The sequence below is a fragment of the Marinomonas alcarazii genome (assembly GCF_003208215.1).
GTDB lineage: Bacteria > Pseudomonadota > Gammaproteobacteria > Pseudomonadales > Marinomonadaceae > Marinomonas > Marinomonas alcarazii.
The window spans coordinates 798345-813513 of record NZ_QKLW01000001.1; the positions used below are offsets into that span (position 1 = coordinate 798345).

Annotated in this window: 9 protein-coding genes; 7 read left to right on the forward strand and 2 right to left on the reverse strand. The window is 44.3% G+C overall.

The window, feature by feature from the left end; translation table 11 throughout:
• Positions 1–61: 61 nt before the first annotated feature.
• The 3 genes from DFP75_RS03515 (at position 62) to DFP75_RS03525 (ending at position 3442) form a co-directional block, all read left to right on the forward strand.
• Positions 62–595, forward strand: coding sequence for a CvpA family protein (locus tag DFP75_RS03515; protein ID WP_110572266.1), 534 nt, complete (start codon positions 62–64; stop codon positions 593–595).
• Between the two features lie 77 nt (positions 596–672).
• Entirely contained in the window at positions 673–2181 is a 1509-nt protein-coding gene (gene purF / locus DFP75_RS03520; RefSeq protein WP_110572268.1) for an amidophosphoribosyltransferase, read from the forward strand.
• Positions 2182–2269: 88 nt separating this feature from the next.
• Entirely contained in the window at positions 2270–3442 is a 1173-nt protein-coding gene (locus tag DFP75_RS03525) for an O-succinylhomoserine sulfhydrylase (protein WP_110572270.1), read from the forward strand.
• 128 nt (positions 3443–3570) lie between these two features.
• On the opposite strand, the gene DFP75_RS03530 is transcribed toward DFP75_RS03525, so the two are convergent.
• Both DFP75_RS03530 and DFP75_RS03535 read right to left on the reverse strand, forming a co-directional pair.
• Complete coding sequence (locus DFP75_RS03530) at positions 3571–6744, reverse strand: efflux RND transporter permease subunit (RefSeq protein WP_110572272.1); 3174 nt, start codon at positions 6742–6744, stop codon at positions 3571–3573.
• Between the two features lie 11 nt (positions 6745–6755).
• Positions 6756–7850, reverse strand: coding sequence for an efflux RND transporter periplasmic adaptor subunit (locus DFP75_RS03535; RefSeq protein WP_110572273.1), 1095 nt, complete (start codon positions 7848–7850; stop codon positions 6756–6758).
• 253 nt (positions 7851–8103) lie between these two features.
• Between DFP75_RS03535 and DFP75_RS03540 the strand changes: the two genes are divergently transcribed.
• From DFP75_RS03540 to DFP75_RS03555, 4 genes are read left to right on the forward strand one after another with little or no spacing between them, the layout of a single operon-like run.
• Positions 8104–10035, forward strand: coding sequence for an ATP-binding cassette domain-containing protein (locus DFP75_RS03540; RefSeq protein ID WP_110572275.1), 1932 nt, complete (start codon positions 8104–8106; stop codon positions 10033–10035).
• Between the two features lie 3 nt (positions 10036–10038).
• A complete protein-coding gene (locus tag DFP75_RS03545) occupies positions 10039–10647 on the forward strand; it encodes a DUF2760 domain-containing protein (RefSeq protein ID WP_110572276.1) in 609 nt (202 codons plus the stop codon).
• Positions 10648–10651: 4 nt separating this feature from the next.
• On the forward strand, positions 10652–12430 hold the full coding sequence (locus tag DFP75_RS03550) for an Hsp70 family protein (protein WP_110572278.1): 1779 nt from the start codon (positions 10652–10654) through the stop codon (positions 12428–12430).
• Between the two features lie 3 nt (positions 12431–12433).
• Positions 12434–15163: a hsp70 family protein gene (locus tag DFP75_RS03555; protein WP_110572280.1), complete on the forward strand. Its 2730-nt coding sequence runs from the start codon at positions 12434–12436 to the stop codon at positions 15161–15163.
• The last annotated feature ends 6 nt before the right edge of the window (positions 15164–15169 follow it).

Sequence of the window (15169 nt, forward strand, 5' to 3'; positions counted from 1 at the left end):
TCGCAGTGTTTGGAATCAGTTAGGCGTCTGTTAAACTCCGCAGCGATTTTTAGAGGTTTTCATGGAGCAGGTAAGTTCTTTATCGACTGTTGATTGGTTGATTATTGCAGTAGTGGTTCTTTCTACTCTTTTAAGTTTGAAAAGAGGGTTTGTTAAAGAAGTTTTATCCTTGCTGACTTGGGTTGTTGCCTTTGTTGTGTCGGTGAAATTCTCAGATCAAATGCAATCTCTATTAATTGATCAAGTTCAAAATGATCAGATTCGATATATCGTTTCTTTTGTTTCGCTTTTTATCGCTTCGTTGATTGTAGGGGCGCTAGTCAGCTTTTTGCTCAGCTCCTTAATTCAGGTAACGGGCTTGTCTAGCACCGACAGAGTGCTAGGAATGTTGTTTGGCTTTGCTCGTGGTGGCTTAGTCGTTGTGGCTTTTGTTGCGTTATTGAGCTTAAGTCCTGCAATAGAGAAAACGGAATTTTGGAAAACATCTCAATTGATCCCTCAATTGGGGCAATTGAATAACTGGACACGTGATATGTTAGGCAAGAGCTCGGATCTAATGGATTCGTCTCTCATTGATCGTGCCCTTGGCAATTAGTTGTTATCAGTAGCAGCAAAAAAATAGATAGAAACTTGCGGCGTTTGCCGCAATTCCCCAACACGAGGATATAGAACATGTGTGGTATCGTTGGTGTCGTAGGCACATCCATGGTCAATCAAGCCATTTTTGATGCATTAACCCTTCTTCAACATCGCGGGCAAGATGCAGCAGGCATGGTCACAAGCCATAATGGACGTTTGTGCTTACGCAAAGACAATGGTCCGGTGAGTGAAGTATTTCGCACTCGTCATATGAAAAAACTACACGGTAATATCGGCATTGGTCATGCTCGTTACCCAACAGCGGGTACTTCTAGTTCAGCAGAAGCCCAACCTTTTTATGTTAATTCTCCATATGGTATTTCGCTTGCTCACAACGGCAATTTAACGAATACCGAAAAGCTTAAGCAAGAAGTGTTCGAGTCGGACTTGCGACATGTAAATACCACGTCTGACTCAGAAGTGCTGTTGAATGTTCTTGCCCATGAATTGCACTTGGAAAACAAGCTAATCCCAACACCTGAAGATATTTTTAATGCACTTGAGCGTGTTTACAATCGCATCGAAGGCGGCTACGCAGTTGTTGCCTTGATTACTGGCTACGGCATTTTAGCCTTTCGTGATCCTGATGGTATTCGTCCATTAATTTACGGCTCTCGTAAAACTGAGTCAGGCGTAGAGTACATGGTGGCGTCTGAGAGCGTTGCTTTGGATGCAGCAGGCTTTAAGGTAGAGCGTGATATTCAACCAGGCGAAGCGATTTTCTTTGATGTGAATCACAACGTACATGTGCGCCAATGTACAGAGAAAAGGGTAGCCCGCCCTTGTTTGTTCGAGTATGTGTACTTTGCTCGTCCAGATACTGTTATTGATAGCATTTCTGTCTATAAAGCACGCATGAACATGGGTGATCGTCTGGCCGCGAAAATTGAGCGTGAGTGGAAAGATCATGACATTGACGTGGTGATTCCAATTCCAGATACCAGTCGTACAGCAGCGTTACAAATAGCACAAACACTAAATATCCCATTCCGTGAAGGATTAGTGAAAAATCGCTATATTGGCCGTACTTTTATAATGCCGGGTCAATCGGTACGTAAGAAGTCAGTTCGCCAAAAACTGAACCCAGTACCTTTCGAATTTAAAGACAAAACGGTATTGCTGGTTGATGACTCTATTGTTCGTGGAACAACGAGTAAAGAAATTATCGAGATGGCGCGTGAAGCGGGTGCCAAGAAGGTATATATCGCATCTGCAGCACCAGAAGTTCGTTATCCGAACGTGTATGGTATTGACATGCCTGCGGTGACAGAGCTGATTGCTAATGGTCGTAATGTAGATGAAATTTGCGAATTAATTGGTGCTGATAAACTGATCTTCCAAGATTTGGAAGACTTAATTGAAGCATGCATTGATGACAAACATTCAGATGTTCGTGAATTCGATACTTCTGTGTTTGATGGCAAATACATTGCCGGCAATATTGATGGCGCTTATCTTGCTCGTCTTGAAAGCGTACGAAATGATTCCCAGAAGTCTTCTCTTGAAGTCGCGTCTGGTAGTGACATGATGCACCCTATGTAGCAAAATCATGAGATAGTGACTTACGAAACAAAGCCAGGTCACGCCTGGCTTTGTTGTTTTTAGCTAAGGCAATTTTGGAGAGACACGAATGTCGGAATACAATGATGCGACGAAAGCGATTCATGCAGGCGCTCGTCAAACGCAAGAACAAGAGAATAGCGAAGCCATTTTCATGACCTCAAGCTTTGCTTATTCTAGTGCCGAAGAAGCGGCAGGTAAGTTTTCTGGCGAAGAAGATGGTAACGTTTATTCTCGTTTTACCAATCCAACGGTAGAGCTTTTTGAAAAACGCCTTGCGGCCTTAGAGAAGGGCGAAGCGGCGATTGCAACCAGTTCAGGCATGGCCGCCCTGATGACTCTAGCCTACAGCTTGTTAAGCGCTGGTGATCGAGTTGTTTGTTCACGTAATATTTTTGGCTCTACGGTGAAGTTTTTTAATACCTATACCGTGAAGTTTGGTGTTGAAGTCGTCTACGTGGATGCAACAGATTATAACGCTTGGGAAGAAGCGATTAATGACAAAACTCGCTTATGTTATTTCGAAACGCCTTCAAACCCATTATACGAAGTTGTTGATGTGGCAAAAGTTGCTGAATTGGCTCACGCTAAAGGTGCTTTATTGTGCGTTGATACTGTATTGGCGACACCTGCCTTGCAAAATCCATTAACGCAAGGTGCTGATATCGTCATGCAATCTGCGACCAAGTTTATTGATGGTCAAGGTCGTTGCCTTGGCGGTGCTTTGATTGCAAGTAAAGACATTGTGGATGTTTTCACTGCGTTTATGCGCAGTGCTGGTCCATGCATGAGCCCATTTAATGCGTGGGTGTTGCTCAATGGTCTTGAAACCTTGTCGCTAAGAATGACAGCGCATTCATCAAATGCATTGAAATTGGCGCAGTTCTTAGAGGCTCACCCTAAAGTATTGAAGGTGAATTACGGCGGTTTACCAAGTCATAAATACCATGAGCTTGCTAAGAAGCAGCAAAAAGATTTTGGTGGTTTGCTGTCTTTCGAAGTTGAGGGTGGTCGCAAAGCGGCTTGGGCGTTCATCAATGCTACTAAGTTGATGTCTATTACAGGCAATCTGGGCGACACCAAAACTCTCGTTACGCATCCAGCAACAACCACGCATGGCCGCTTAACCGACGAAGAGAAGGCGAAAGCAGGTATTGCAGAAGGTCTGGTTCGTGTATCTGTTGGCTTAGAGGATATCGACGATATTATTGCTGATGTCGAGAGTGCGTTGGCACAGCTATAAGCCTTGCGGTATTTTTTGGCGCCACATTGAGTAATGTGAGTGCTCAAAAAAGCGGACTTAGATATTCTCTAAGTCCGCTTTTTTTATGGCTACTAACAAAATACGTTGTAACGTCATGGCAATAATTGCTACGACTCGTCAACCTTATCTATTGTTTCCTCATCTGTTTTTTCTGCCGTTTGCGCATTAAGTGCTTCGAGCTGTTTACGTTCTTTGCGTCTATAACCCAATACTAATAAACAAGGAGTGAGTATAAGTGTTAACGGCGTGGCGAAGGTTAATCCGCCTGCTATAGCAGTCGATAGTTGTGTCCACCACTGTGCAGAAGGTGCGCCGATACTGAAGGTTTGATGGATTAAATCAATATTTAACTGAAATACCATAGGCACCAGGCCAAGGATCGTGGTGATGGTTGTCAGCATCACAGGCCTTAAGCGTTGAACACCCGTGCGAATTGCGGCTTCACGAACCAGCATGCCTTGCTTACGTAAACCGTTGAATGTATCAATAAGCACAATGTTGTTATTGACGACAATGCCCGCTAAGGCAATCACACCAACACCACTCATGACGATACCAAAGGGCTGGCCTTTTACCATCAAGCCAATCAAAACCCCCATGGTAGAGAAAATTACCGCACTTAGAATCAATAAGCATTGGAAGAAGTTATTGAATTGGGTTACCAGAATAATCGCCATAATAAAGAAGGCAACGCCAAAGGCTTTTAACAAAAAGACCATGGATTTTTGCTGCTCTTCCGTATTACCTCGGAATTCATAACGAACTGACTTGTCTATTTTCGCCGCATCGATTTTTGCTTTAATGGCTTTAATAACTTCATCAATTACCAAGCCATCTTTCACATCCGCATCAATTTTAACGGTTTTCTTGCCATCCGTTCGATTTATCACGCCTTGCTTGGGTGCCGCATAGCGAGTAATAAAGTTACTGGCTGGAATGCTGCCTTGATTCGTTGGTATCTGTAGCTGATCTAGCTGATCAAGGTTTCGTTGGTTCACTGGATAGCGCAGCACAATATCGATTTTGTCATCAGCACCATCGGGTAGAAAGTCGCTTAATGTAATGCCTGTTGTGACTAACTTAATGACATTGCCTAGGCTGGTTACATCAACGCCGTAGCGGCTTGCTTCAGCGCGGTTAATGTCAATACGCCATTCAATACCGGGTAATGATCGGTCGTCACTCACGGTTAGAATCTCATCTCGTAGTAACAGCTGTTTGCTGATTTCATCGGCTGCAATATTGAGCGCTTCCGTATAATTTGAACTTAGCTGCAATTGGATATCGGCGCCAGATTGAGGTCCACCTTGCTCTTTTTTGGCACTCACTTCTATGCCAGGGATTTGTTTGGTTTTTTCCCTGATTCTATCGAGGATGACATTTGCTGAATCTCGCTTGTACCACTCGATAAACTCCATCGTAATAGTGCCAATACTGTCTGGCGCCACATTGTTTCCTGGTGTTGCATAAGAAGTAGCCACCACACTTTTCAATTCACGAGTGCCAATAATCCTTTGTTCGACTAATTGAACAAGCTTGTCCTTTTCTTCAAGAGAGAGGTCTCCACGAGCGCGAATATCCAAGTTGGCCGTTTCTGGTTCAATATCTGGAAAGAACTCGATGCCTTTACCAAATTTTCCATAGCTAATGAAAATGCTGATCAGCAAAGCGATGGTAAACATTAATACCCAAATAGGCTTTTCGACTAAACGAGTCAGTACTCGACCGTATAGTCCAGTTGCGCCTGTCAGCTCTCTAAGATCGCCTGTTTCAGTAATGCGTAGGGCATGCATTGTTTTATCGCTGTAAGCGCCTTTTTTGCCAATAATTGAGCCAATAGTGGGAATCACAATAAGCGCCATGACAAGAGAGGAGGCCAGCGTTGCTATGATGGTAATTGGCATAAAGCGCATAAACTCACCAGCGATATCTGGCCAAAACAATAGCGGCATGAAAACCGCTAACGTGGTAGCGGTGGATGCAGTAATTGGCCATGCCATGCGTTTAGCGGCTTCACTGTAGGCTTGTCGTTTAGATGCGCCTTCGGAAAGTTTCCGGTCTGCATACTCGGTTACCACAATAGCACCGTCTACCAGCATGCCGACACTGAGTATTAACGCAAACAACACCACCATATTAATGGTGAAACCTTGTAGGTTTAAGATCAAAATTCCGGCTAGGAATGCTCCAGGAATGGCTAGACCAACTAAAATGGAGCTGCGTATACCAAGAGCCCAAACAATAACAATCATCACCAGCAAGGTGGCTGCTAGGACATTGTTAAAGAGATCATTAAGCGAGGTTTCGATTTCAGTTGATTTGTCACCTGTGAGATTATAATTCACACCACTTGGCCATTGCTGACTTTCTGTTTCAACAACGTTTTTGACTGCTTCTATGGTATTTATAATATTGGCGCCAACGCGTTTAGAGACAGCTAAAGTGATGCTACGCTTGCCTTCAACCCGCGCATAACTGGTGGGATCTTCGAACGTCAGTTCTCCTGTCGCAATGTCGCCTAACAAAACGACTTGATCGCCATCGGCTTTAATTGGCAAATTAAGTATGTCTTCCTTGGTTTTTAACAGCCCAGGGACTTTTAGAGAGAAGCGACCTGCGCCGGTGTCTAAATTGCCCGCGGCCACCAAACGGTTATTATTAGAAACAAAGTTTGCAACATCACTCAGGGATAGGTTATACGATTCAAGCTGTTCAGGGCGAATGATAATTTGTGCTTGTTGATCTCTATCTCCACTAATGTTTGCTTCTAATACACCATCAACCGCTTCAATTGCGTCTTGTAAGTTTTTGGCTGTGCGGCTAAGAGTAGCGAAATCCACATTCCCGGATAAATTGACCCGTAAAACAGGGAAGGTGGAAAGGTTAATTTCGGTGACGGTTGGTTCATCGGCATCACTGGGTAGTTCGCTCTTTGCTCGGTCAACTTTATCCTTGGTATCGCTGATCGCTTGATCAATGTCTACGCCAGATAGGAACTCCACAATGATAGAAGCATGACCTTCTGAAGCCGTAGATTTCAATTCTTTCAGGCCGTCTAAACCTTTTAATTCTTTCTCTAAAGGGTGAACCAATAAGCTATCGGCGTCTTCTGGCGATATGCCCTCTAATGATACCGATACATAGGCCATTGGAATGGTGATGTCGGGATCGCTTTCTTTGGCAATTTCGATATAAGACACTGTGCCCATTATTAATATGAGCAAAAAAAACATCATCACGGTTCGGGAGCGTGCTAAAGCAGCCTCGATTATTGCTTGCATAATAGACCTCCCTAGTTTTGGTAGTGTGCGTCAACAAGATCACCGGCTGAGACAAAGCCTTGTCCAACAGTGATGATATTGACATTATCAGGTAGGCCTACAACCCAAACATGATCACGCTCCGATTTCACAATATCGACAGGCGTGATGGTAACGGTGTTATCAATGCTAATGGTTTTGATGGCAGTACGCCCTGTGTCGTCGAGCGTTAATAGAGCAGGAGACAATGCATGTGCTTTTTGCTCATCAATGATGAAATCAACCGATGCTGTGAGTCCTGCTGGGATGGTATTGTTTGGATTGTCTACGAGCAGCTCAACACTAATGGTTCGACTGGTTTCGTTGGCCGTTGCACTAATGTATGTGACGAAACCGTCCGCCTCATAACCAGATTCGAAGCGAATGTTCCCAGGCGTACCGATTTTAACTAGATGGACTTTATTTTGTGGGATATCCACTTTCACTTTGATTGGATTAATAGAGACAAGTGAGCCAATAGTGACGCCAGTAGCCAGAATTTGCCCGACCTGCACATCAAGCGTGTTGAGAATACCTGAAAAGGGCGCAACAAGGTTGGCATTTTCTAAGTCAATTAATAACGAAGTTTTGGTGGCTTTTGCAGACGCTAGATCTGTCTCTGCTTGGGCAAGATTAACCTTAGATGATAGGTTGGTGGTATTGAGTTTTTTAACACCATCTAGCTCAAATTGACGCTGTTTAACGAGTAAGTCAGCTTGCTCAATTTGCATTTTTAATGTTCGTGTATCGATCTGCATGATCGATTGACCTTTTTCAACAAGCTGACCTTTTTCTATTGGTAGCATAATGATTTTGCCTTGGTAGCTATTAACGAGATTTAACGTTTCTCCCGCCATCGTTTTACCACTTAATGGCAGGTGTATCTCAATGCGTTTTGGCGATAAGGTTTTGGCTTGTACTGGATAGGCTTGCTTAATTTCAGCAGCTTGAGAAGAAACTGTGCTTTCACTAGGTTGAGCGTCAGGGTTGCTTACGGTAATGCCATTGCCACCTACGAGCATCCAACCCACTGTCGCTGTCGCCACGACCACTGCTGTTATTGGTCCTAACTTATTTTTTAACGCCATCCAATACTCCGTTATTTGAAAAATCATTATTAAGCGACTTTAGTATAGGCTCAAACAAGAATGAATAAAGGGGTTTTATGAAATCTCTTTGCTAATAGTTTTACAGATAGCAGCTGTTTGGAGAAAAGCAAAAAATGCTTTTTTAAAATAAGAATCCTTTTCTTTTTATCAATTGATAGCGTCTATTTGCTGAACCTTCGCTTAGAAGGATGATACTATACCGCCACAAAATTTTTACTTTATATGGATAGATATGAGTCTATTGTCGTTAGAACAGATTAGTGTCGCTTTCGGTCATAATCCACTGTTGTCAAAGATTAGTTTTTCAGCAGAGGCTGGAGAGCGTGTTGCAATTATTGGTCGTAATGGTGCAGGCAAATCCACATTATTAAAAGTCATCTCTGGTGAGCAAGTACCTGATGAAGGTGTGGTACGCATTGAAGGCGGAATGAAGGTTGCTCAGCTTCCTCAAGAATTGCCTGATGCAAATGAAAAAACGGTACGTGAAGTTGTGAGTGAAGGGGCTGGTGAAGCACATTCCTTAATGACTCGTTACTTTAAGTTATTAGAAGATTTTGAAAATGATCACTCAAATGAGCTAAGTGATATCCAAACTGAATTGGATCGAATTCAGGGCTGGGACCTAGAGCAACGAGTGAATCATATGGTTCAACGTTTGGCTTTGCCTGCTGACAAGTTGATGTCGGAACTGTCTGGTGGTTGGCGTCGTCGCGTTATTTTAGCGCAGGCACTTATTTCTAATCCAGATGTCTTGCTACTCGACGAACCGACTAACCATTTGGATGTGCCGACAATCGAATGGATGGAGCAGCAGCTTCAACAATTTCGTGGTTTGATTTTGTTTATTACCCATGATCGTCGCTTCCTAGAAAAATTAGCCAATCGTATTATTGAGCTAGACCGCGGCAATCTTATTTCCTTTAGCGGTAACATCACCGCGTTCTTAGCTTTTAAAGAAAAAATGTTGGAAGAAGAAGAGCGTGCAAACGCCTTGTTTGATAAACGTCTTGCTGAAGAAGAGGTTTGGATTCGTCAGGGCATTAAAGCACGTCGTACCCGTAACGAAGGTCGAGTTCGTGCCTTGAAGGCACTTCGTGAAGAGCGCTCTGAACGTATTAATCGCCAAGGCAATGCAAAAATGGCGATTGAAACGAAAGAGAAGTCTGGCAAGTTGGTGGCGGAGTTTACGCAAGTTGGCCACTCTTTCGAAGACAAAGTCATTTTGCAGCCGATGGATTTTATTGTGAATCGCGGTGACCGTATTGGTTTGATTGGCCCCAATGGTTGCGGTAAAAGTACGTTTTTAAAGATTCTTTTGGGTAATCTGGAGCCACAGACAGGTACTGTTCGCCAGGGCACCAAACTTAACGTGGCGTATTTCGACCAGTTGCGTGAGCAACTTGACCCTGAAAAAACCGTCGCAGAGAACGTTGGTGAAGGCAAAGACGTTATCGAAATCAACGGTCAGAACAAACATGTGATTGGCTACCTTGGCGATTTTCTTTTCCCGCCAGAACGTGCACGAACACCAATCAAAGCGTTATCAGGTGGTGAGCGTAACCGAGTGTTGCTAGCGAAGCTATTCACCAAACCTGCTAACTTGCTCATTATGGATGAGCCGACCAACGACTTGGATGTAGAGACGCTGGAGTTATTAGAAGAACTTTTAATGAATTACGATGGCACTTTGTTATTGGTAAGTCACGACCGTTCTTTCCTAGACAACGTGGTCACCAGCGTTATTGCTTTTGAAGGCGAAGGCCGAGTAAAAGAATATGTTGGTGGCTATCAAGATTGGATTCGCCAAGGTGGTAAGTTCCCAACTGAATCCACTTCACAAACGGATGATGTGCCATCTAAAAAGGAAAAAGCTAAGGTAGAAGCAAGTAATGCTGAACAGGCCAATCAGAAAACGCCTGAACCAGCCAAGCCTAAAGCGAAGCTTAGCTACAAAATTCAGCGTGAATTTGATGAGATGCCTGCCACCATTGCTAAGTTAGAAGAAGAAATTGCCGCTTTGCATGTCACCACAAGTTCACCGGAGTTCTATACCGGAGATGCAGAGAATGTTCAAAAAACCTTAGCGAAGTTAGCGCATAAAGAAGAAGAGCTTGAAACAACCATGGAGCGTTGGTTAGAGCTTGAAGAAATGCAAAACGGATAAATTATGACGAATAAAATTAAACCAATTTCATTTGTACCGCGCTTTTTTGGCGCTTTTGGTCAGTTTATAAAATACATGGCGAGCGGCGATTATGCCGCTCGTTGTCAGGCGATAAGTGAAGGTAAGCAATTTGCCTTTGAAGTTGAGCCGACAGTCATTACTAAAGAAGTCGAAGTGATTCGTGAGGTTGAAGTCGCGGCTCCTATTTTGGATACGGTAAATGCAGACGGTGCCCATCAGTTATTACAACTGTTACAACAAGAAGCGCGTTTTATCGATTTTATCCAAGAAAGCATTGATGATTATAGCGATGCTGATGTTGGTGCTGCTTCACGTCAAATTCATGCAGGCTGTTCGAAAGTATTGAAACAACACTTTACCATTGATGCGGTCTCTACATCTGTTGTCAACACTGCGGTAGAGAACAGCCGTGTTGAAGTGCCGTCTGGATATGATGCCAAGCAGATTAAGCTTGAAGGTAAAGTCGAAGGGGATGGCCCTTATGCTGGAACGCTGATTCACCCAGGTTGGAAAGTCACTGAAACACGCTTACCAAAAGTGACGAATACAGAAAGTCTAACCATTCTAGCGCCAGCCGAAGTCGAGGTATAATTCAGTGAGTCAATATTTCATTGGTATCGACTTGGGTACCACGCATTCTGCTGTCTATTATTCTCCATCGACACAAACATCAACAGAAGCTGAACAAGTAGGGCGTATTCAACAATTAGCCATTCCGCAGTTTATTGCAGCAGGCCAAGTTGATGCTCGTCCTTTATTGCCTTCCTTTGTGTACTTTCCTCATCAAAGTGAGTTTTTGGAAAGCGATTTGCAGCTGCCTTGGGGTAAGGCTGCTTCTATTGTGGGCCAGCTGGCGCGAGAACTTGGTGCTAAATCTTCTGGTCGATTGGTGCAAAGTGCTAAGAGCTGGCTGTGCCATTCGAGAGTTAGTGCAGACGAAGCGGTTTTACCTGTCGATGCGCTAGAAGAAGTGCAAAAAGTGTCTCCAGCACAGGTCACAGAAACCCTTTTAGCGCATTTGGTTAGCGCATGGGGAAATCAATTTCCTGATGCTCCTATTACTGAGCAAACCGTTGTCATTACGGTTCCAGCGTCCTTTGACCCTGCCGCTCGTGCCATTACTGAGCAAGCAGCGGAAAAAGTTGGCTTACGTGCTCGTTTGATCGAAGAGCCATTAGCCGCGTTTTACGCTTGGTTAAGTGATCAACAAAATTGGACTGATAACCTAGAAGTTAACGAGCATATTTTGGTTGTTGATGTTGGTGGTGGCACGACGGATTTGTCTTTGATCCAATCAGTCGAGCAAGAAGGCGCTTTAAGTTTAGAGCGGGTGGCTGTTGGTCGTCATATTTTGCTTGGTGGCGACAATATGGACCTCACGTTAACTTACCATCTGGCGGCTCAGCTCGCGCAAAATGGCACCCATCTTGAGGCTTGGCAAATTAGCGGTCTAACACAGGCGTGTCGAGAGGCCAAAGAACGCTTGTTAACCAATGCAGACTTAGAAGAAGTCAGCGTCGTGGTGCCTAGTCGTGGCCGTAGTTTATTCAATAACAGCATTAAAGCGACCTTGACGCGAAATGATGTTCAACAGCTATTAATTGATGGTTTTTTTCCGCAAGTGCAGCTGGGTGAACAAGCTCAAAAAGCAGCGCGCAGTGGTTTCAGTGCGATTAATTTGGATTACGAGGGTGACCCTGCGATCACTCGCCATATCAGTGAGTTTTTGTCTCAGCATGATGTGAAACCAAGTAAGGTTTTGCTAAACGGCGGTGTATTCAATGCCAGTTTGATTCGCAATACTTTAGAAACACGTTTGGCTTCAATGCTGTCTGAATCATCCGGTGGCAGTGAGTTAACCATGCTGACACCTTCACATTTGGATCATGCGGTTGCCAAAGGCGCAACGTATTATGCTCAAGTGCAAGCAGAAGGTGGTGTAAAAGTAAAAAGTGGTTTAGCGGCCAATTATTACATTGGTGTTGCAAGTCCAATGCCTGCTATTCCTGGAATGGCACCACCTGTCGATGCGATCTGCGTGGCACCATTTGGTCTGGAGGAAGGTTCAGATGAGCAAATGCTGCCGAATGAATTTTCGCTTGTTGTTGGCGAAAGTGTGACATTTCGTTTTTTCCAGTCAAAAACGAGTGAAGTGGATTCGGTTGGTAAAGTCATTGCGTCGTTTTCAATTGCACAGCTAAATGAACTAAACCCTTTATCGGTTCGCTTAGATGCAGGTCATTATCAAGCTGGTGACATGGTTCGTGTGTATTTGACGGCCCGTGTAACTGAATTGGGGCAATTGCTGCTACAAGCCCATGACACCCAATCAGACCTGAGTTGGACTATTGAGTTTCAAGTTAGGGAGTCTTAAAAGATGGCGAAAGCGGCTTTTCCTGCTACTTATCGAGTCGGTATTGATTTAGGGACAACCAATTGTGTTGTCTCTTACACGCCGATTAATAGCGATGTTTCTGTCTGTGCAGAAAGCGAACCCGAACTCTTGTCGATTCCTCAAGTGATGGCGGATGGTTCTGTACAAGAGTTCGTATATTTGCCAAGTGCTATTTATGTCTTAGCGTCTGATGAAGTGGGTAAAATCGATCCTGTTTTGCCTTGGCGTCATTGTGATAAAGAGCGAGTTGTTGGTGTTGGAGCTTTGGCTCTTGGCCAGCGACGAGCAGGGCAATTGATACAAAGTGCGAAAAGCTGGCTTAGCCATCGTCAGGTTGATAGGCGATCAGCCATTTTGCCTTGGGCAAGTGAGTTCTCGAAAAAGCTCAGTCCATTAGATGCGAGTAGAATACTCTTGTCGCACATTAAGCAAAGCTGGGATTACCGCTTTGCTGATGCACCATTAGAATATCAATCCATTGCCTTGACCTTACCTGCTTCCTTTGATGAAGAAGCGAGAGCTTTAACGTTGGAAGCAGCCAAGCTAGCAGGTTTAAAGGATTTGTACCTTCTTGAAGAGCCACAAGCGGCTTGCTATCACTATATAAGCGATGATGAAAAACTCGCGGCCATAGCAGATAAGAAAATGCTTTTAGTGGTGGATATTGGCGGGGGTACCAGCGATTTTAGTTTGGTTGCAATTAAGCCTGTGTCGTCAAAGGGGAAGAATGTTTCTCTTAAGCGTATTGCGGTAGGCGAGCATTTATTACTTGGTGGCGATAACCTTGATCAAGCCTTGGCATTTCAGCTAGACCCCAAACAGATTTCAGCATTGTCTGCCTCGCGCTTAGCCGCGTTGGTTCAGCAAACTCGTCAGGCTAAAGAAACGCTATTAGGTGAAAATGCACCAGAGTCATTAACCATTACCGTACTGGGCGGCGGCAGTCGTCTAATTGGTGGTTCGCAAAAGTTTGATGTTTTCAGAAATACCTTGTTAGAGCAAATAACCAGTGGTTTTTTTCCTTTAGTGGATGCGGCTGACAAGGTGCAAAAAAGCGATTACGCCATGCATACCTTGGGTTTGCCCTATGAATCGGACCCTGCTTTCACTCGTCATTTAGCGGCATTTTTGCAACAGCATAGGTCGGCCATTGAAGCTGCGACAGGTTCGGGTATGCCTGATGCGGTGTTGTTTAATGGTGGTTTATTTAATAGCCCAGTATTAAAAGCACGTTTGTTAGAGCAACTTAACGATTGGCGTGCTGAGCCTATCCTTGCTTGCGCAGCGGATGAACCTAACGATGCTGTTGCCAAAGGCGCAGTGAAGTATTTAACTGCTTTGGCGGGAGAAAGTGCACGCATTGAAAGTGGTGTGGCACACAGTTTGTATTTGCAAGTAGGAGATGATCAATTTGTTGGTATCTTGCCGAAAGGTACCTTAAAAGGCGATGCCATCGTTTTAGAGCAAGAGTTTTTTGTCACCTTGGGGCAGCAAGTTCAGTTTCCTTTATATCGCTCTGATGACCATATTGATTGTGCGGTTGGTACAGTGCGTAACCAAGAGGGCTTACATTATATTTCTACCTTGATGACCGAGCTGGACGGCTCTATCGACTCTGAAGAAGTGCCTGTAAAGCTGTCGGTACAAATGACCGAAGTGGGTGTCTTACAAGTTGAGCTAAAAGCTAACAATAAACAAGACCAATGGCGTTTGGATTTTTCAACACATGCCAGTTCTTCTCAAGAGTCTGCACAAGCAGATGAAAGCGGTTTGCTTCATGCCAATATGGGGCAAGCAGAAGAGCACTTGGCTAAATGCTTTTCTAGTGTAGGACAAAAACAACATCCTGATCTGGTGAAATCACTTAAGCAGGATTTGGATCAGTTGCTTGGCAATCGAGATGTCTGGAATCTTGCAACGTCTCGACGTTTGGTTGATAAGCTTTTAAGTTTGAAGTCAGGTCGAACCAAAAGTGCTCAACATGAGCGACAATGGTTACAGCTCATGGGGTATTGTTTGCGTCCAGGCTTTGGTGCCACCGATGATTTAGCTCGTGTTCAGCAAGTGGTGAACATTACTAAAGCGGGGGCTCAGTATGATACTGCGCCAGTTTGGGGGCAATATTGGACCTTATATCGCCGTATTGCTGGTGGTTTATCCGTTGAGCAGCAAACGCATTTGTTTAAGCAGTTTAGCCAATATTATTCACCATCAGGGCAGCGATCTCGTGACAAAATGAAGGCGCTGACCACTAAGTCGAGTGATGATCTGATTCGTCTAGTTGGCGCGCTAGAACGCCTGTCGAATGAAGACAAAACCGTAACCATAGATTGGCTGCTAAAGCGTTTGCAAAAGACCTCGGAGCCAGACACCGCTTGGTGGACGATAGGACGCATAGCCTCACGTCATCTTTTATCTGGCAAGCAAGAGGAGAGAATTGCAGAAGAAACACTTTTTCCGATTTTAGAAACTGTCCTCAAGGAAGATTGGAAGAAGCGTAAGCAAGCTGGATTGGCTGCGGTGTTAATGAGCCAGGTGAGCGTTGGGGAATCTGATAAGCTGAGCGCGTTTCGAAAGAAAGTCGCGAATAAACTCAAAAAAGACAAATGCCCCGCTCAATGGTTGGAGCGTTTAGAAAGTCAAATCGAGATTAACAGCGACGAATTGAATGCCTTGGTCGGTGAGAGCTTGCCAATTGGTTTACGCCTATAACGTGCC

Bases quoted from the DNA above. Each gene is read 5' to 3' on its own strand.
- DFP75_RS03515 (WP_110572266.1), top strand. From the start codon at position 62: ATGGAGCAGGTAAGTTCTTTATCGACTGTTGATTGGTTGATTATTGCA.
- purF (WP_110572268.1), top strand. From the start codon at position 673: ATGTGTGGTATCGTTGGTGTCGTAGGCACATCCATGGTCAATCAAGCC.
- DFP75_RS03525 (WP_110572270.1), top strand. From the start codon at position 2,270: ATGTCGGAATACAATGATGCGACGAAAGCGATTCATGCAGGCGCTCGT.
- DFP75_RS03530 (WP_110572272.1), bottom strand. From the start codon at position 6,744: ATGCAAGCAATAATCGAGGCTGCTTTAGCACGCTCCCGAACCGTGATG.
- DFP75_RS03535 (WP_110572273.1), bottom strand. From the start codon at position 7,850: ATGGCGTTAAAAAATAAGTTAGGACCAATAACAGCAGTGGTCGTGGCG.
- DFP75_RS03540 (WP_110572275.1), top strand. From the start codon at position 8,104: ATGAGTCTATTGTCGTTAGAACAGATTAGTGTCGCTTTCGGTCATAAT.
- DFP75_RS03545 (WP_110572276.1), top strand. From the start codon at position 10,039: ATGACGAATAAAATTAAACCAATTTCATTTGTACCGCGCTTTTTTGGC.
- DFP75_RS03555 (WP_110572280.1), top strand. From the start codon at position 12,434: ATGGCGAAAGCGGCTTTTCCTGCTACTTATCGAGTCGGTATTGATTTA.